The organism is Mesorhizobium sp. B283B1A (assembly GCF_020165735.1).
In the GTDB taxonomy this organism is placed as follows: domain Bacteria; phylum Pseudomonadota; class Alphaproteobacteria; order Rhizobiales; family Rhizobiaceae; genus Mesorhizobium; species Mesorhizobium opportunistum.
On the sequence record NZ_JAIUIQ010000004.1, the window covers coordinates 197,014 to 214,996 of the forward strand.

Genomic DNA, 17,983 nt, shown 5'->3' on the forward strand with positions numbered 1-17,983 from the left:
CGCGCCCACTTATCTCGAATACGTTTCATATGGAAGTGTCGCGGCCGGTTCGGTCTGAAATTCCGCATCACTGTGCGCGCCGGAACTGTGGCTTTAGGGAAACAAATACCAATGTTTACGAGCAATTCCGACAAGGTTCCTGAACACGTCTACGCCTCGGTGGCATCTTGTCTGAATGGCCAACTGGATCGCCGCGAATTCCTGGCACTGGCAAGTGCGTTCGGCGCATCGGCGCCCATGGCTTACGGGCTTATCGGTGCGTCGTTGACGCCGGCCCTCGCGGCGGAGCCCAAACGCGGTGGCACCTTGAAGGTCGCGATGTTCGTCAAGGATCCGAAGGACCCGCGGACCGCGGACTGGTCGGAGATTGCCAATGCACAGCGCCAGACGCTCGAGCCGCTCGTCAAGTATACCGCCGATTATACGTTTGAAGGCCGCCTGCTCGAATCCTGGGAAGTCAACGCCGATGCGACTCAGTTTGTGATGCATTGCCGGCGCGGCGCAACCTGGAACAATGGCGATCCGTTCACGGCCGATGACGTTATCTTCAATCTGCGACGTTGGTGCGAGCGAGATGCTGCCGGCAACTCCATGGCCGGGCGGATGGGCACGCTCATCGACCAGTCAACCGGCAAGTTGCGCGAGACGGCCATCGAACGCCTCGATGACATGACCCTGCGGATCACACTTCAACAGCCGGACATTACGTTCATTCCTACTCTGGCCGGCTATCCGGCCCTGCTGGTTCACAAAAGCTTCGACGAAAAAGGCGCGACCTTTAGCGCATGCCCGATCGGCACCGGACCGTTCGAGTTGGTTTCCTATGATGTTGGCGTCCGCGTCGTTTTGAAACGTCGTACAAATGGAAAATGGTGGGGCGGGGAACCGCACCTCGAAGGTATCGAGTTCATTGACTACGGGTCCGACCCGAACGCAACCTTGGGAGCGTTCGAAGCCAACGAGATCCACACGAATTACGAATCGCCGGTAGACCAGCTGGCAGGCTTGGATGGACTTGGGCTGGTAAAAGGTGAGGCGGCGACCGCGGGGACTCTGCTGGCTCGAATGAATGTCACCAATAGACCTTTTGACGATCAGCGGGTGCGCAATGCGCTGCAGTTGGCCGTTGACAACAAGGTTGTGCTCGATCTTGGCTATAGCGGCGCCGGCGACGTGGCCCACAACCACCATGTCTCGCCGATTCATCCCGAGTATGTCGAACTGCCCCCAGTCAGCCGTGACGTCGACAAGGCCGCCCGCTTGCTTCAGAAGGCCGGTCTCACGGACTTTGAATTCGAGCTAATCACGGCCGACGAGGACTTTCACCGCAACACGGGCGACGCTATCGCTGCCCAGCTGCGTGAAGCGAAGATCAAGATCAAGCGGACCGTCCTCCCGGGTTCAACCTTCTGGAACGATTGGACGAAGTACCCGTTTTCGATGACGACCTGGAACATGCGGCCACTCGGCGTCCAGGTCCTTGCCGTCGCATATCGGACGGGCGAGGCCTGGAACGAAACGGCGTGGTCAAATCCCGAATTTGATACCAAGCTCAATGCCGCACTTGCCATTCCCGATGCCGAGAAGCGCAAAGCTCTGATGAAGGACATCGAGACTATGCTGCAGGATGCCGGTATTCTGATCCAGCCCTACTGGCGAAAGCTGTACAAGCACTGGGTCCCAGCCCTCAAGGGTGTCCGGGTCCATCCGACGCAGGAACACGAATACTTCGATGCCTGGCTGGATGAAGGCTGAATCCGGAACCAGCTGTCATGCAAAGCGAAATGCGATCCATCGTCATCAGCCGCTACGGCGGTCCGGAGGTCCTTGAGTGGAGGACCGTTCCGGTCCTTTCGCTACGCGCCTCGGAGATCAGGATCAGGACCATCGCCGCCGCGGTCAATCACACCGACCTTGAGATAAGGGCCGGCAATTGGCCTATCCGCAAGCCAGAGCCTTTTCCATACGTGCCTGGCGTGGAAGTCGTCGGCGAGGTGGTTGAGGCGGGGTCTTCCGCGGGTCGTGCACTTGTTGGCCAGCAGGTCATCACGATGATGCAGGGCCTCGGCGGGGTCCGGGCAGATCGGCCAGGGGGTTATGCCGAGTTCGTGACGGTCGATGCCAGTGCGGCAGCTCAACTACCCACCGGCACGGATCCGCTGGCTATTGCGGCGATTGGGCTAGCCGGCGTCACCGCCCACGAGGGCTTGCAACGCCTCGGACCGCTCGATGGACGGCACGTCATGGTCACCGGCGCGGCCGGCGGCGTGGGCTCGGCGGCGGTTTCGCTTGCCAGTGCGCTCGGCGCACATGTGCTGGGCCTCGTCTCGCGGCCGGAGCAGGCCGATTACGTTCGCGCGTTGGGAGCCGAACGGGTCTTGGCTTCAAAGGCCGGTGAACTGTCTCTGGTCGAGCCGCAAAGCCTCGACGGCGTTTTCGATACGGTGGGCGCAGCCGTGTTTGAAACATCGGTCTCCGCCCTGAAACCTGGCGGGACGATGTCCCTTGTTGGTGCGGTAGGGGGTAGTGATGTCCGGTTCGATCTATGGAACCTGATCCGACCGGTATCGCTGACCGGTTATTCATCCGAGAGCCTTGACGGGACGGCACTTGAAGTTGCCGTCGCAACGCTGGCACGCCTCGCTGCCCAATGCGCTATGCAGACGCCCCAGTGGACAACGATGCCACTATCTGATGCTGCCCGTGCCCATGCCGCCCTCGAACAGAGGGGGATCAAGGGGCGGATCCTGCTGGTTTCTTGAAAGCTGCCGATACGCGACGCGACTATCTCGCAGGTTAGCTTTGGCGCGCGACAGCGTCCATCTTGACGCCTGAGCCTCTCGCTGAGCCGTGGTCGCGCTTTGGTATCCAAAAATCGCCCCGTCAATCCGCCACACCGTCGCGGCCATTTCAGCCGGCGGTCCGCGCTTCGAGAACGGCTGGTTTTGGGAACATCAAGACGGAAGTCGAATGGCCGACATGCGGCGCAAATTGGCCATTCGCGTCACTAGGGGCATACGTCGGCTTCGGTGAGAAGAAAACATTGCGCAATAGCGCTGACCGAACCTGGACTGCGACTTTGAGTGGGAAAGGCGGCGCTCACGAGCCGCCGAGCCGATAGACCGCAATGCCGAGCTTGCGGGCCTTGTCCGCGAGGTTCTCCTGAATGCCGGTGCCCGGAAAGATGATGACGCCGATCGGCATGACCGCCAACATCTGGTCGTTGCGCTTGAAGGGAGCGGCCTTGGCATGCTTGCTCCAGTCAGGCTTGAAGGCGACCTGCGGCACCTTGCGATGATCGGCCCAGCGAGCGGCGATCTTTTCGGCGCCTTTCGGTGATCCGCCGTGCATCAGCACCATGTCGGGGTGCTTGGCGCGGATTTGGTCGAGCTTTGCCCAGATCAAATGGTGATCGGCGGTATCGCCACCGGAGAAGGCGATCTTGGGGCCGGCGGGTAACACGACCTCGGTTTCCACGCGCCCCCTGGCCGCGAGAAAGTCGCGGCTATCGATCATTGCGGCGGTGAGATGGTGGTGGTTGACCATCGACCCCGTGCGCGGTCGCCAGGCCGACCCGGTGTACTCATCGTAGTGGTCTGCGGCCTGGTCACGCATAAGCTCGAAGGCGTCGCGCCGTTCGATCATCGTCTGGCCCTGGGCGGTGAGTGTCTCGAGTTCAACCGCCTTGATCTCGCTGCCGTCTTGTTCGCGCTGCAGGCGGCGCTGGACCTGCTCGTTGTCGTCCAGTTGCCGCTCGATCCGTTGTATAGCTCGGTGGAAGACATTGGTGACGGACCAGAGAAGGTCATCGAGGTCGGGTTCGAGGCGCGTGTCGGCCAAGGTGGCGATAAGGGCGTCAAAGATGTCGGCCACGGCTCCGGCCACCTGGTCGCCGCCGGGGAGCGGTCGCGGATCGGGCTCGTCCGCAAATGGGCGCCAGCCATAGAGCTGGAGTTCGGTGAGGATGTGATCGGTCGGAGAAGCGGCGTGGTGCAGTTCGGTGTCGTCGTGCTCGCTCATTGCGATGCTCCCGTCGGTTTGACCGCGACCCCCGCGGCCTTCATGGCGACGAGAGCGCACGGGCGGGACGGTCCGGCACCCGCAGCGAAGCGGAGGGCCGCAGCGCAGCGGAGGATGGCGGCGGCCGGCTATTTTGCCTCGCGATGGAAAGGCGTCGCGACCAATCGCTGCCATTCGCGAGCAGTTGTGCGCCGCCGGAAAATAGTCGGCCGCCGCCATTGCCTGGCCGGCCAGTTCGTGGGCCCGATCGCCCTCTTGAAGTCCGGGCCGCCGTTCTCTGACGGCGGGCCACGCATCCATGCGGAGCACCGGCACCATGCGCCGCGCGCTTCCCCTCACGGCTCATGCCGCCTCTGTCAGATAGCGGATGCAATCTTTGCGCATGAGCTGGTCCGCAATCGAGGCCCGGAAGGCGCCAAGTCCGAAATGGCGGAGGTCTTCGTTGAAGTCATCCATCGCCGGCGAGAGCACGATTGCCTCGATTCCGGCGTCCGTCGCGCGCTCGAGCAGGCAGTCTCTGGCGCCGTCGCCGGCCGGATCTCTGTCGCGGATGACATAGAGCCGCCGCAGGTTCGGAGGGAACAGGATGGCGGCGAGATGGGATGCCGAGAGTGCAGCAGCCATCGCCATGTCGGGCATGGCGCATCTGAGCGATAGCGTCGTCTCGATGCCTTCGCCTGCCGCCATGACGCTGCCGGGTACGCCGAAGCGGACTGCGTGACCGAGAAGGTCACCCATTGCCCGACGCGGTGTGTTGACGCGTGCCTTGCCGGTGCCGTCCGATGCGAGCCAGGTGCGGTGCGCGCCGGTCAGATGTCCATCAAGGTCGGTGACAGCGGCGATCATCGCCGGCAAGGTCGTGGTCGGTCCATGATCGTCTGGCCGGTAGTAGCAGTGTGGATGGAACTGCAAGGCTGCGGTTCCGTGCAAAGTCGTAATGCCACGTCCACGCAAATACGTTTCCACGAGGGTGCCGATAATGGGTTTCGACATGGCGACCAGTCGGCGAGCCGCTTCCGGAGAACCGGTGCGAGCCGAAGGTGGCTTCATCGTCGGCCGTTGCTCGGACTCTACATCCGGCATGGCGAGGAAGGCGCGTGCCTCGTCGGCGACGTCCCGGAAATTGACCAGTCCGAGGGATTCGCGGATGACATCGAGCAGATCTCCATGCTCGCCGGTGGCGGCGTCGGTCCATTTGCCTGGCGGTCCCTTCGGGGATGGCTGCAGACGCACGAACATCGAGCGGCCCGGCGCATTGCGGACGTCGCCGACGGTCCAATAGGTGCCCTGGCGACGGCCATTGGAGAGGTAGTGGCGGTGTGCGAGGTCGGATGCAGCGTGACGCGCAATCATGCAGCCTCCCGCTCACTGACCCGCTCGATTGGGAAGCGATCGAGCACGCGCTCCAGCACGGCGAGCCCGTTGGCGTCGATCGGCACGAACATCCTGAGCTTCCACGAAATGATCTCGTGGAAGAGACCGTAGGTGGTGAGGCGCTCGCGCATCGTGTCGGTGAAGCCGGACAATTCGATACGCCATGCGCCCATGACGCGGCCGCGGCGAAGCTGGAGATCCTCGGCAAGATCGAGGATGGTCCGGCCGTCCATCAGAGCCGCAAAAGCCTGCTCCGGCGATAGCGCAACCACGTTCGGTGCAGAGGCGTTGGCGGCCCATGCCGGCGAGACGCGGCGGCCGATGAGGCGCTCGCCCTCGTCGGTCTGAAGTCGATAAACGCGGGTCGACTCGTTGGGCAGGCGCTTCCAGATCGGCAGCAGCAGGCCGGTGACCATGTGCAAGACCGAGTCCGAAAATTCCGGCACCCCGGCGATTTCGGCCGCCCAGGCAGTTGAGAAAGCCTCGCGATCGGCCTCGACCCAGCGTGTTTCGCCCATGGCCTTGAGCGGCATGTTCTGGCCTTCCATCGGCCGGATCAGGCGGACCCGTCGCTCGACCTCGCCATCGTCGAGCATGACGCTGGGGGTCGGGATCTGCACGGCGGCGCGGCCCGATTGCTCGTTGATGAGCAGTACGGCACGCGGATCGCGGAGATGATCGAGCGCAGCACTGAGCGTGACAGGGCGATTGCGCTTGCGTTCGGTGATCGTGAGCAGGCGGCTTTCGGCGCCGGTGCGCGGATGCGTGTAGATCACCTGCCGATCGGTGACGACGAAGTTTTCGGCCTGCAGCGTCTCCAGCCCGGCGTCGTAGGTGCCTGACGCGATCGCGCCCTCGACGCGCGCCGCCAGCAGTTGCTCGAAGGCACCGAACAGCACGCCCTGCAACGCGATGGTCAGTGCGAGCAGGCGATTGAGGAAGGTGGTGATCGGCGGCAACTCGTCCTTGATGCCATTGGCATCCATGAGCTTGAGGCCGGTTGCCGCCTCGAAACGCTCGAGCGAGCAGCCCTCGACCTTGCCGCGTACGATCAGCAGATAAAGTTGCCGTAGCGCATCGCGGGCATAGTGGCTTTCCAGATTGTCCTCTGGCCGGAACAAGCCCTGGCCGCCGGTCTGGCGCTGGCCGCGCGTGATTGCACCCAGCGTATCGAGCCTCCGCGCGATCGTTGAGAGGAAGCGCTTTTCCGCCTTTTCATTGGTCGAGATCGGCCGGAAGAGCGGCGGCTGCGCCTGATTGGTGCGATGCGTGCGGCCCAGGCCCTGAATGGCGGTGTCGGCCTTCCAGCCGGCTTCGAGCAGATAATGCACACGCAGCCGCGTGTTCCGGGCCGAGAGGTCGGCGTGGTAGCTCCTCCCCGTTCCGCCCGCGTCCGAAAAAACCAGAACGCGTTTCTGGTCATCCATGAAGGCCTGTGTCTCGGCGAGGTTGGCTGACCCGGCACGGTTTTCAACGACAAGGCGCTCGCCCTTGCGGACAATGCGGCGCGACCGGCCGGTGACCTCAGCCACGATGTCCACCCCGAAATGCTGGATGATCTGGTCGAGCGCGCCGGGGACAGGCGTCAAGCTGGCGAGTTTGGCGATCAGCTCGTCGCGCCGGGCGACCGCCTCGCGGCTCTCGACGGGTTGGCCGTCGCGGTAGACCGGGCGCGAGGACAGATTGCCTTCGGAGTCGGTGAAGGGCTCATAGAGCTGCACCGGGAAGGAATGGGCGAGATAGTCGAGGACGTATTCGCGCGGCGTGATGTCGACTCGGACGTCGTTCCATTCCTCGGTCGGCAGCTCGGCCAGCCGCCGTTCCATCAGTGCCTCGCCCGTCGAGACGATCTGGACAACGGCCGCATGGCCCTCCTCCAGATCGCGGGTGATGGAGCGGATCAGGGTCGGAGTCTTCATGCTGGTCAACAAATGACCGAAGAAGCGCTGCTTGGCGCTTTCAAAGGCGCTGCGCGCGGCCGACTTGGCCTGGGCATTGAGCGTGCCGGTGCTGCCGGTGATGTTGGCCGCCTGCATGGCCGCATCGAGATTGTTATGAATGATGCCGAAGGCGTCGGCATAGGCATCATAGATGCGGATCTGTTCCGGCGTCAGCTCATGCTCGATCAGCTCGTATTCGACGCCGTTGAAGGAAAGCGAGCGGGCCGTATAGAGGCCGAGTGCCCTGAGGTCGCGTGCCAGCACCTCCATGGCCGCCACGCCGCCGGCCTCGATCGCCTCGACGAACTCGGCGCGGGTCGAGAATGGAAAATGCTCGCCGCCCCAGAGGCCGAGCCGCTGGGCATAGGCGAGATTGTGCACGGTGGTGGCGCCAGTCGCCGACACATAGACGATGCGGGCATTCGGCAGGGCGTGCTGGAGCCTCAGGCCGGCACGGCCTTGCTGGGAGGGAGCGGCGTCGCCGCGTTCGCCCTTGCCGCCGCCGGCGTTTTGCATGGCGTGCGCCTCGTCGAAAATGATGACCCCATCGAAATTCGGACCCAACCATTCGACGATTTGTTTGACCCGCGAAACCTTCCCCCCGCGATCGTCGGAGCGCAGCGTGGCATAGGTGGTGAACAGGATGCCTTCCGCCAGCGTGACCGGCTTGCCCTGCGGGAAGCGGGAGAGTGGGGTGACCAGCAAGCGCTCCATGCCGAGCGCCGACCAGTCGCGCTGCGCATCCTCGATGAGCTTGTCGGACTTGGAGATCCAGACCGCCTTACGACGGCCCTGCATCCAATTGTCTAGGATTACGGCGGCGGACTCGCGGCCCTTGCCTACACCCGTTCCGTCGCCGATCATGAAGCCTTGCCGGAAGCGCACGGCCCCTGCGGCGTCATCGGCCGCGGCGCTAACCACGTCAAAGGTATAGTCGAGCGTCCAGGCGCCGGCGAGATATTCGGTGTGAGCCTCGCCGACATAGATGACGGTCTCGAGCTGCGCGTCCGAGAGCAGGTCAAGGACGTTGTTCGGCAGGCGCGGCCGGTAGCTCGGCTTGGGTGGCGCCACCGAGGCCATGGCCGCCGATTGAACGAGCTGGGTGGGGTGAGCCCGAGAGCCGGGAATGCGGATCGCCTGAAGCCCGTAGGCCTCATAGATGGCGTCGCTGATCTGGCCGTCCTCGGCCGCCTGCCAGTCGACGGCCTCATAGGCGAGGTCGATGGCTTCCGGCTCGGCGATCGATGTGCGTGGCGTGGTTCTCGCCGAGCGTCTGAGACAGCCGTGCACCGTGCGGGGCGCGACGACCGCCGATGCCACGCTGGAAACGGCGGGCATTACGACCGGCGGCCGCGCGGGAAGGCGCTCCTCAATCCACGCGAGCAGCGTCGCCGCGTCCGGAGCAATGCCGGGAGCATCCGTGAAGACGGTGGGATCGTCCGCGGGGAGCTTGTCGATGACGGTGAGGCGTGTCGGAAAGGTCGTGCCATGCTTGGCGTAGGCCGAGCCGTCGATGGCGGCCGAAAAGACGACGCGCCCACGTTCCTGCAGGCGCGTGAAGGCGGCGGTCCAGGCCGGATGGTTGGGCGCGAAGTTCGCACCGGTGATTGTTACCAGCCGCCCGCCGGGCGCAAGGCGCGCCAGCGCCGAGGCGATATGCCGCCAGGCCGCTTCGGCCATGCGGCCCTCGACATTAGCCGTGACCGAAAAGCGCGGGTTCATCAGCACCACGCTCGGCACGGCGCCGGGATCGAGATGGTCGTCGATCTGGGCGGCGTCGAAGCGGCTGGCGCAGACGGCCGGAAAGAGGAAGGAGAGAAGTGCCGCGCGCCTCTCGGCAAGCTCATTGAGGACTAGCGAGGCGCCGGCGATCTCGGCCAGGATGGCCAGCAGCCCGGTGCCGGCGGAAGGCTCCAGCACTCGGTCGGCCGGCGTAATGGCGGCGGCTGTGGCCGCGACCAGGCCGAGCGGGATGGGAGTCGAGAACTGCTGGTAGCTCTGCGCCTCTTCGGATCGGCGGGTGTGCGTTGGCATGAGCCCGGCCATCTTCGACAATGCGGAAAGCCCGAGAGCCGGAGACGCGGCTTTGCGGAACAGTGCCTTTCCATACTTGCGAAGGAACAGGACCGTGGCGGCCTCGCAGGCATCGTAAGCCTGTTTCCAGTCCCAGGCGCCGGCTGCATCGGAAGCCCCGAACGCGGCTTCCATCGCCGCGCGCAGTTTTGGCGCGTCGATACGCTCGCCGCGTTCGAGATGGGGAAGTAAAAGGCCGGCCGCAGCGAAGATGGCGCCGGCGGCGTCGGCTTCGGCGAGCGGCAGCGGCGCGGCAGCGGGAACCGTCGCAGCGGGCGAGATCATGGTCATGGTGTGAACCTCGGGAGAGCGGGGGACAGGATCGAGCCGCGCGGGGCTCTCTCTGGACCGCGCGGATTCAAACCCATCCCGGCCAATCTCTCCCTCTCAGGCGCCGGTCGACGCCAAAATGAACAAGCTCCCCGCCATGAGGTGGAGCGCTTGCCGGTTTATCAACCGATCTCAATCATGTTCCTCCGTCAGGCTTCGACTTCCGAAGGAAACCATTGCAGTCGTAGTGCTGATCCTGAAAAGCACTCGGCACTCGTCCGAATCCGGGCCGCGATGGTGGAAGGATCGACGCTTGTGGGTGTGCGGTGTGACGCCGCGCGGTCAGGCCGCCCGTCCTTCGACGACATCGGCGCCGACCTCGTCGGCGGTGATGTCTTCTAGACGCGCATTGCGGTATCCGGTCTTGGCCCTCCAGAGTTCGGCCGCATCGCGGCTCTCGGCGAGGTGCAGCAACTCGTCGTGTCGCCGATCTGCTGCAGGACCCGGACCATGCCGATCGCGGGCCGCTCGACGATCTCGAAGCTGAGGGCGCTGTCGAGCGAGTAGGTGCGCATAATGGTCACGAGGATGATGCCGCCGGAGGAAAAATTCCCTTCGTTGAGCGTGATTGAGGCCGGAGCGCTGTAGGTCGGACGGTCGCGCGGGGGTGACTTGCGGACCAGCCGGCCGAGACCGTTGCGGCGCTCCCAATCCGCGAGCTTGCGGGTGAAGCGCGCTGGCGGCTTCGGCGTGCCGTCCGAATAGCGGATGAGCGAACCGAGCGGGGCGTTGTCATAGACGATGTGGGCGGACATAGATGTGTCTCCTGAAACGAAAATGGCCCGGCTGTGAGCCGGGCCGTGAGGTGAAGGGGAACGTGGCGACCGGAGCCGCGCTGTCTATGGGTGCTATTCGGCAGCGACCGCGTGAGCGGTGACCTCGTCGGTTGCCGCCGAGTCGTCTTCATCATCGCTGGCGAGGAACTTGGGCAAGTCAGCTTCCTCGCCCTCGTCCGGCTGCACAGCCGGTGCGTCCTGAGCGGTCAGACGGAGCGGTTCGGGCAGCCAGCCACTATCGGCAAGGAGGCGTTCGGCCTCCTTGGCCATGTCACCCTTCTTGAGATGATCGATGAGCTGGGCCGCCTGCTCGCCGGCGCCTTCGCGCACGGCTTCGAGGATGCGGGACTTGGTGACCCGGCCGAGATAATTTGCGACCGTAGGGCGCCAACCCGCACCCACCATGTCGAGCCCGGTCGCGCGAGACAGGCGATCGGCTTCGCGCAAGCGCTGATCCTGCCCATGCTGGGAAATGCCGCTGCCATAGGGGTTGGGTCGTTCGAACAGGGCGTTGATGCCATAGCTGACGCAGTGCGCTAGCAGCGCCTGCCGACTGGCTTCATCGAGACTGTCAAGCCAGACCCACAGAGTCTGGTCGTCACCAAGCGGGATGTCGCCCTTCCATGCCGCATGGCGCTCATCGACCGCCTTGGCCGCCGGGCTGTCTTTGAGGTCGGCGTCCTGCGCAGGCAGGTGGATATGCCGGACAAACGCCTCGACGCAGCCGGTCGCGGAACGCTGACCGAATGTGTCGAGGACGAGCCGATGCAAGAGCGCCGTGATGGCCACATGCTGGTTCTCGGCCACGGCATTGCGCAACGCCAACGTGCGATGAGCGGTGAGTTCGATCACCAGGCGCTCGGGCAGCGGCTTGATGGTGTCGCCCTCATCCTCCTCGGGCTCGGACGCCTGAGTACCGATGGTGATGGTGGCGCGGCGAACGGAAAAATCGTCACTGCCATCCTCACTCCCGTTCGCACCGCAGGGCTGGGCGGAGTCGCCGCCGACCGTCTGTATGGCTTCATCCTCGGGGCGCACATGGCCCCGATCGATGACGAGATCGCCATTATGATCGATGCTGATGAACACGCCGGCGCGAGCGATCTCGGCCGCATCGTAGTTCATCGGCCGGCTCTCGAAGGCCTCGAGCGCGGACTCGATCTCGCCGAGGCGCTGATCGACATCGTCGGGGAGTTCGTCGGCTTCGCAATACTCGGCTTCCAGCCGATCGTATTCCTTGCGTAGCGCTTCACGTTGTGCCCACTCCGCTTCGGTTAGGTCGGTGGGCGTGCCGGCGAGCGCCCTCAGGCCGTGATTGTGGCCATAGGGCAGATCGATATCGACCACGATCCACTTCCAGCCTTCGGCGGCGATCTCATCTGCGATCGATTTCAGCTTGTCGCGAACCAGGCGGTCGAGCCGCACAGGGTCCTGCAGCCAGCCGCCATTGTCGGCCTCGAACAGGTCACGCAGCATCACGCCGCCGGCTGCGACATAGGCCTCGACACCGACGAACTGCGCCCGGCGATCGCTTGCCCGAACAGTGGTTTCGGTCAGCATGCGCCGGATTTGATGCGGCTCGTTCGACCACGAATGCTCGAGCGCCTCCCAGACCTGTTCCTGGCGAGCCTGATCGTCTGTCACGGTAAAGGCAATGAGCTGATCGAGCTTCATTCCGTCCTGCTCGTAAATGTCGTGCAGCTTGGGCGAGACTTTCGCGAGCCGCAGGCGTTGCTGCACGAACGTTGCGGAAACGAAGAAGCGTGCCGCGATCTCCTCGTGGCTGGCGCCCTGGTCGTGCAGGGTCTGGAAGGCGCGAAACATATCGAGCGGATGTAAATCTTCGCGTTGAAAATTCTCGGCAAGCGAATCCTCCTCATCGGGATAGCGCTGCGAGCATCGGTGACGACGCAGGGAACGGGCTCGGTCTTGATCATGCGCTTCTGCTTGACCAGCAATTCCATCGCGCGATAGCGGCGCCCGCCAGCCGGCACCTCAAACATGCCGGTCTCGTTGCCCTCGCCATCCAGCACTGGCCGGACGTTGAGGCTCTGGAGCAGGCCGCGCCGTGCGATCGAGGCGGCGAGGTCCTCTATCGTTTCCCCGCGCTTGATGCGCCGGACATTGGACTGGCTCAGCGTCAGCTTGTTAAAAGGGATGTCACGCGAGGCATTGAGGGTGATCTTCTGCTTGACGGTAGCCATGTCGATTATCTCCGCGACGGGCGGCCGAGACTCTCCCGACCTCCAAACCCGTCACAAAGACGGGGCGCAGCCCTCTCACTCTGAGGACCGCACCGCGCACGGAAGATCCGAGGCACGTGAGGAGGATCACGCCGCCCTCCTGTCGATATCGGTCTCATCGACCTCGCCTGGACCCGTCCTGGATGCCGTCAGGTTGCGGCAGGAAGGAGAGCAGCCAGTCGGCCGCCTTGCTCGCCTGGGAGGCGGCACGCACGATGGCGCGGTTGTCTTCGCGCAGAACCTGAAGCCAGGAGGCCAGGTAGTCGGCGTGGCGCACGGTCGGCACGATGCCAAGCGAGGCGCAGCAGAAGGCTGCGTTCAACTCAGCGACCAGTTCCTCGAAAGCGTATTTCTTGGTGCCGAAGGCGCCGCTGAGGTCACGGCCGACGCGGGAGGCATGGCCGGTCGCATGCCCGAGCTCGTGCAGGGCGGTGCGGTGCCAGTCGATGGTCTCGAAATACGCCTGCGGCGGCGGCACCCGAACATAGTCATGCGCCGGAGCGTAATAGGCGCGATCGCCACCGATGCGGAAATCGATCCCGGTCGCCTTGATCAGCGCGTCGACTGCCGGCTCTATCAGTCCAGGCTCCGGTGCAGGCGGAGCCACGGCCAGATCGTCGGGGAGATTTTCGCATTGCCCGACGTTGAACACGCTAAAGCGTTTCAGGAACGGCATCGCCTGTGCTGGTTCGCCGGTTTCTCGTGCGCGATTCTTCTCATCGTCAGGAATGAAGCGGTCAGCATAGACGACGGTGGTGCCGTGTTCGCCCTTGCGGACATGGCCGCCCAGCGATAGCGCCTGGCGGAAAGTCAGCCAGCTATGGACGGGAAACCCATGCTCGACGACCGCTCCCCACAAAATCAGCACATTGATCCCGGAATAGGCGCGCCCGGTCGCGGCGTTGGCCGGCATGGCCAGAGAAGCTTTCGTCGCCGTCGTGCCCCAGGGCTGCACCCAGGGAAAGCGCCCAGCCTCCAGCTCGGCGATGATCTTGTTGGTGATTTCGTCATAGAGGCTTGCCCGGTCGGCGCCGGCGCGAGCGTATTGTCTGGACATCGCGGTTCTCCGCGACGGGCGCCGGAGGCCCTCCTCCAGCTCTCAACCCGTCACGGCAAACCGGTCCGTACTCTCACTCTAGACGGCGTTGCGGGGTCCTCTCAGAAGGGAGGACGCTCTCGATTTTGGGCAAAGACGTCGGGCGCCGAAAAGGCAAATGTCGCTGACCATCTTGCTACCGGACTGCGTGGCGGATGCGGTCGGTAAGCGTTTGTTCGACGTCGAAATAACCCACCCAGGCTTCGGGCAGCTGAGCCCGCGCGGCGGCCGCGAAAACATCGAAACCGTTGGCGCTTTCGCAGGTGGGCAACTCCTCCCAGCTGACCGGCACCGCGCACGACGCCCCTGCGCGAGCCCGAGTCGACCAGGGACAGATTGCAGTGGAGCCCTGGCCATTGCGCAGGTAATCGAGAAACATCCGGCCCTTGCGCTTCGCCTTGCTCATGTTGGCAACGAAGCGTGACGGATCTGTGCGGGCCAGTAGTTCGGCGAAGTCTTGGCAGAAGCTCGTGACCTCGTCCCAGTCTGCCTCCGGGACGAGCGGCACGACCACGTGAACGCCTTTGCCGCCGGACAGCAACGGCCATGACTGCAGTCCAAGCGCTTCAAGAATGCCCCGAATGTCGAGGGCTGCCTGCTTGACGGCGGTGAAGCCCAGGCCCTCGTCGGGATCGATGTCGAAGATCATGCGGTGCGGCAGATTCGGCTGCTGGCGCAGGCTCCCCCAAATGTGGAATTCGAGCACATTCATCTGGACGCCCGCGATCAGCCCCGCCAGGTCGCCGACCCAAAGGATGCGGCTTTCCTTACCGGACATCTTCGCCAACTAGCCGTCATGAATGGCCTTGGGCATGCCTGGCAGTTTATGCTTCTGAAAAAAGGTCTGCTGAAGGTCGCCGTCGGTATCGCGCACCAGCGACAGCGGCCGATCCTGGATGTGCGGCAGCATCTTCTCGGCGACTGCGCTGTAGTAGGCGGCAAACGTGGCCTTGGTCACCTTGGTCCCCGGGTACATGACCTTGTCCGGATGCGTCAGCTTGACGCCGACAGCAGCGGCGATCTCCTTCCCGATTCCCGGGTCGAGATTGGCGGGGCCAAGAGTTGCCGGCGTCTTCGGCATTTCCATCACGACCTGGTCGGCTGGCTTGTCTTCGCGCATGACCTCAAAGCTTGGATGTCGCAAGCTGCCGTCCGGTGTCACTTCGGCATAGGTGACTTCAGCGACCAGCTCGGGCTTGACCCACCGGGCACGGCGGGCAATTTCTCTCGGAACGGATGCGAAAGCCGGTTTCTCAACGCTGCGTCTCTCGAGCTTCGCCAGGATGTCCTTGCGCATCGCCGCCGTGAACCCAGTGCCGACGCGGCCGCGGTAGATGAGCTTGCCATTGTCGTAAGTGCCGAGGATCAGCGAGGCCATACCATGTCCTGTGTCACTTGGGCGATAACCGCCGACAACGAATTCCTGTCGCTTCGTGCACTTGATCTTGAGCCAACTCCTGGTGCGATCGCCGACGTAGGAGCTGTCGGCGCGTTTGGCGATGATACCTTCGTGGCCACCCTCGCACATGGCGTCGAACACCCTTTTGCCCTGGTCTACGATGTGGCTGGAGAATTGCAGGCAGTCGTCTGGCAGGCGAGTGCCCAGCAGGGACTCAAGCCGCTCCTTGCGCTTGAGGAGCGGCTGGTTCGACAGATCTTGGCCATCGCATTCAAGCAGATCGAAGGCATAGAACTTGAGCGGCAAACCCGCGGCAATGCCGGTTTTCAGCATGGAGAAACTCGTACGTCCCTGGCTGTCGATGGCGACGATCTCACCATCGATCAGTGCCGCGCCCTTTGTCAGTCTCTGAAGCGGCGGCAGGATGACCTTGAACTGTCGGGTCCAGTCGTGGCCATTGCGCGTATAGACGACGACATTCGAGCCGGAGATGGCGACTTGGGCACGATAGCCGTCGAACTTCATCTCGAAGAGCCAATCCCTGCCCACCGGTATGTGGTCTGTCAATGTGCAGAGCTGGAACGATCGAAACCCCGGCAGCGGATATGCAGGGACAGATTTCGAGTCTCTGCGCCGCGTGCGCCTTTTGCTGATGCTTAGGATGCCATCTCCAGGCGACATACGGAACTCGGATACATAGTCCGATTCAATAGCCTGCCCCGCGGTTCGGTTCCATACCCAAGCATCTACGCGCCGGCGACCGTCGGCGCTCCAAGGAAGAACGGCGTATAAGCCGCAGTCCTGCGCGCGTCCGCAACAGCGGACATTGTCGCGCGCTGGACGGAGGAAATTCGCCCCCGCCGCGGGCGGTGGACGGGACAGCCGTAGGAGCGTCAGCATAGCGCCGGCCGCAGGACGGGACGCGGGACCGACTGTCCCCGTCCGCGGCGGTCCGCATGGTTTGCATTCAGGATATGCATGCGACCGGTATCGTTCGCACGCATCGGCGACGATAGGATTGGCCGGTACAGCGGCGAGTTTGCCTGATGAATCGATCAGGTTGTGCTCCCTTCGGCTCTGCTCAGTTACGTGGCAGCTTGTGAATTTCAAGCCGGACAGGCCCGCCCCTGTCACAGCTCGTGCAGAAAAGCGCTCGCTCGACCGAGCTGAACAGAGCGGCTTTTCCATAGCGTTGGATCAGCCCGGCAGGCTTTACCGTTGCATGGTGCGAGCAGGATCTGCACCAGGCCCGCAACACATGCCATTCGCGAAGATCGCCGAGCGCCACATCGAGGCCGGCATGGACGCTGCCATCGATGATGGTCTGCGGCGGGATCTTCACCTCGCCCGGCGTCAGGATCTTCTCCATCACATGCCGACTGTTGTAGTGGATCAGCAACATGCCCGGCCGGCGCCGGATGGCGGCTTGCCAGGCTGCCTGACTCACCGTTGAATCGGGGGAACGCGAAATGGTTTCCGCCAAAGCCTGCTCCTCGCGATCCCAGACCTCGATCCGAAAATTGTCTTCCGCTGTCTTTGCCATAGCTTCGCCGGCCAGCGCGATTGACGCCGTGCCATGGTCCCATGCTGCTTCCAGTCACGCTGAAATAAGGAACATATTCCTCTCGCGTCAAGGGTGCGCTTGACTCTCTGTTCTCATTTTGTTCACATTGGCCGGATTTGGTCACAGGAGGCGAACCATGGAACTTCGCTTGAACATCGAGGACGCAACTCCCGAAGAGCTCGCACGAGGCATCGCCGCAGCCGAAGCCGTGTTTGCACGCGCTGGCATCACAACTTTGCAAGGAGCGGAAGGGCTGTTTGCGTTGGAAGGGTGGGATATCAAAGGCTTCCCAGAAGACGACAAGCCTACCGAGGACGAGGACCGGGCCGCCGCAGTTTGGCTGGAGGCCGATGGGGACTATCGGCTCCATTGCTTCAGCGATGCCGAATCCGCACAGGCCTTTCTGGATCATTTTGAGGGGCTGAGGTTTGATCCGAAGCGGGATCGGGAGAATGGAAAGGTGCGAGGCGTCTGGCGCCGCGCAGGCGAATACCGGCGGGTTCTCGATCTCGGTCCGCTCAGCGTACCAGAGATTCTGCGCAGCTAAGTCACGAGCTTTCGGGGCGAACTGTTTCGACCGAGATTGAGCCGGCTGGAAGCGGCCGCAAAAGCTCAGCCTCGGGCTTCGTCAGGTTGATCCAGGCCGCCCAATTCTCGGGCTGAAGCACCACGACCTGACGATTGTGATATGGCGCGACATCCGGCCCGGGATCGGTCGTCAGCATGGTGAAGGTGGGCGCCTTGTTGCCGACAGCTTCACGCCAAAGCCCCGCGATGGCCATGAAGGGAGAGCCGTTGAGCGTGAAGCGATGTTTCGCCTTCGGATATTTCGTTCCCGTGAACTCGAAGAACGCGGACGCAGGAACGAGGCAGCGTTTGCTGTTTCCGAACTGCCGACCTTCGGAGCGGAAGTTGAACACTGGGCCGCCCTTTGGTCCGGTCGGCGGAAACCCGAACGTCATTGACGCCAGTTCGATTGTGTCATCAGCGGCCCGCATTATCGGCGCTGGATCGTTGATGCGGACGTCGTCCGCCTGTGGCAAATCGAGTTCGGTCTGGTGGCTAGGGATTTTGAGCGCCAGCGACGCCATCACCCGGCAATATTCGGCCCATGCGACATGCTGCTCGTAATCGTTGCACATGGGAGGCTCCGGACTTGGGCGGGCTC

Annotated in this window: 9 protein-coding genes and 3 pseudogenes; 3 read left to right on the plus strand and 9 right to left on the minus strand. The window is 63.4% G+C overall.

Annotated elements, in window-relative coordinates; translation table 11 throughout:
• The first annotated feature begins 105 nt into the window (after positions 1 to 105).
• A complete protein-coding gene (locus LB577_RS04875) occupies positions 106 to 1,755 on the plus strand; it encodes an ABC transporter substrate-binding protein (protein ID WP_224685815.1) in 1,650 nt (549 codons plus the stop codon).
• 17 nt (positions 1,756 to 1,772) lie between these two features.
• Entirely contained in the window at positions 1,773 to 2,762 is a 990-nt protein-coding gene (locus LB577_RS04880; protein ID WP_224685770.1) for a zinc-binding alcohol dehydrogenase family protein, read from the plus strand.
• 337 nt (positions 2,763 to 3,099) lie between these two features.
• Here the strand turns inward: LB577_RS04880 and LB577_RS04885 are convergent, their stop codons facing one another.
• From LB577_RS04885 to LB577_RS04925, 8 genes and pseudogenes are all read right to left on the minus strand, one after another.
• Positions 3,100 to 4,020 (minus strand): DUF2493 domain-containing protein, encoded by a 921-nt coding sequence (locus LB577_RS04885; protein WP_224685816.1) that lies wholly within the window; start codon positions 4,018 to 4,020, stop codon positions 3,100 to 3,102.
• 342 nt (positions 4,021 to 4,362) lie between these two features.
• Positions 4,363 to 5,373, minus strand: a complete 1,011-nt coding sequence (locus LB577_RS04890; protein WP_224685771.1) for a toprim domain-containing protein — start codon at positions 5,371 to 5,373, stop codon at positions 4,363 to 4,365.
• Positions 5,370 to 9,698, minus strand: coding sequence for a strawberry notch family protein (locus LB577_RS04895; RefSeq protein ID WP_224685772.1), 4,329 nt, complete (start codon positions 9,696 to 9,698; stop codon positions 5,370 to 5,372). Before LB577_RS04895 ends, LB577_RS04890 begins: the two co-directional genes overlap by 4 nt.
• A 321-nt stretch (positions 9,699 to 10,019) precedes the next feature.
• Positions 10,020 to 10,492, minus strand: a pseudogene (locus LB577_RS04900) (hypothetical protein).
• A 93-nt stretch (positions 10,493 to 10,585) separates the two neighbouring features.
• A pseudogene (locus LB577_RS04905) lies at positions 10,586 to 12,717 on the minus strand (ParB/RepB/Spo0J family partition protein).
• Between the two features lie 154 nt (positions 12,718 to 12,871).
• On the minus strand, positions 12,872 to 13,813 hold the full coding sequence (locus tag LB577_RS04910) for an ArdC family protein (RefSeq protein WP_224685773.1): 942 nt from the start codon (positions 13,811 to 13,813) through the stop codon (positions 12,872 to 12,874).
• A gap of 175 nt (positions 13,814 to 13,988) precedes the next feature.
• A pseudogene (gene ligD, locus LB577_RS33425) lies at positions 13,989 to 16,439 on the minus strand (DNA ligase D).
• Positions 16,333 to 16,734, minus strand: coding sequence for a hypothetical protein (locus tag LB577_RS04925; RefSeq protein ID WP_084018490.1), 402 nt, complete (start codon positions 16,732 to 16,734; stop codon positions 16,333 to 16,335). The pseudogene ligD and the gene LB577_RS04925 overlap by 107 nt, the downstream one beginning before the upstream one ends.
• 217 nt (positions 16,735 to 16,951) lie before the next feature.
• Here LB577_RS04925 and LB577_RS04930 point away from each other — a divergent pair, with 217 nt between their 5' ends.
• Positions 16,952 to 17,362, plus strand: a complete 411-nt coding sequence (locus LB577_RS04930; RefSeq protein WP_224685776.1) for a hypothetical protein — start codon at positions 16,952 to 16,954, stop codon at positions 17,360 to 17,362.
• Position 17,363: 1 nt separating this feature from the next.
• On the opposite strand, the gene LB577_RS04935 is transcribed toward LB577_RS04930, so the two are convergent.
• Positions 17,364 to 17,957, minus strand: coding sequence for an SOS response-associated peptidase (locus LB577_RS04935; protein ID WP_023777355.1), 594 nt, complete (start codon positions 17,955 to 17,957; stop codon positions 17,364 to 17,366).
• Positions 17,958 to 17,983 lie beyond the last annotated feature (26 nt).

Excerpts from the sequence above, each read along its gene's own strand:
- LB577_RS04880 (WP_224685770.1), top strand. The coding sequence starts at position 1,773 with ATGCAAAGCGAAATGCGATCCATCGTCATCAGCCGCTACGGCGGTCCG.
- LB577_RS04885 (WP_224685816.1), bottom strand. The coding sequence starts at position 4,020 with ATGAGCGAGCACGACGACACCGAACTGCACCACGCCGCTTCTCCGACC.
- LB577_RS04890 (WP_224685771.1), bottom strand. The coding sequence starts at position 5,373 with ATGATTGCGCGTCACGCTGCATCCGACCTCGCACACCGCCACTACCTC.
- LB577_RS04895 (WP_224685772.1), bottom strand. The coding sequence starts at position 9,698 with ATGACCATGATCTCGCCCGCTGCGACGGTTCCCGCTGCCGCGCCGCTG.
- LB577_RS04910 (WP_224685773.1), bottom strand. The coding sequence starts at position 13,813 with ATGTCCAGACAATACGCTCGCGCCGGCGCCGACCGGGCAAGCCTCTAT.
- LB577_RS04930 (WP_224685776.1), top strand. The coding sequence starts at position 16,952 with ATGGAACTTCGCTTGAACATCGAGGACGCAACTCCCGAAGAGCTCGCA.
- LB577_RS04935 (WP_023777355.1), bottom strand. The coding sequence starts at position 17,957 with ATGTGCAACGATTACGAGCAGCATGTCGCATGGGCCGAATATTGCCGG.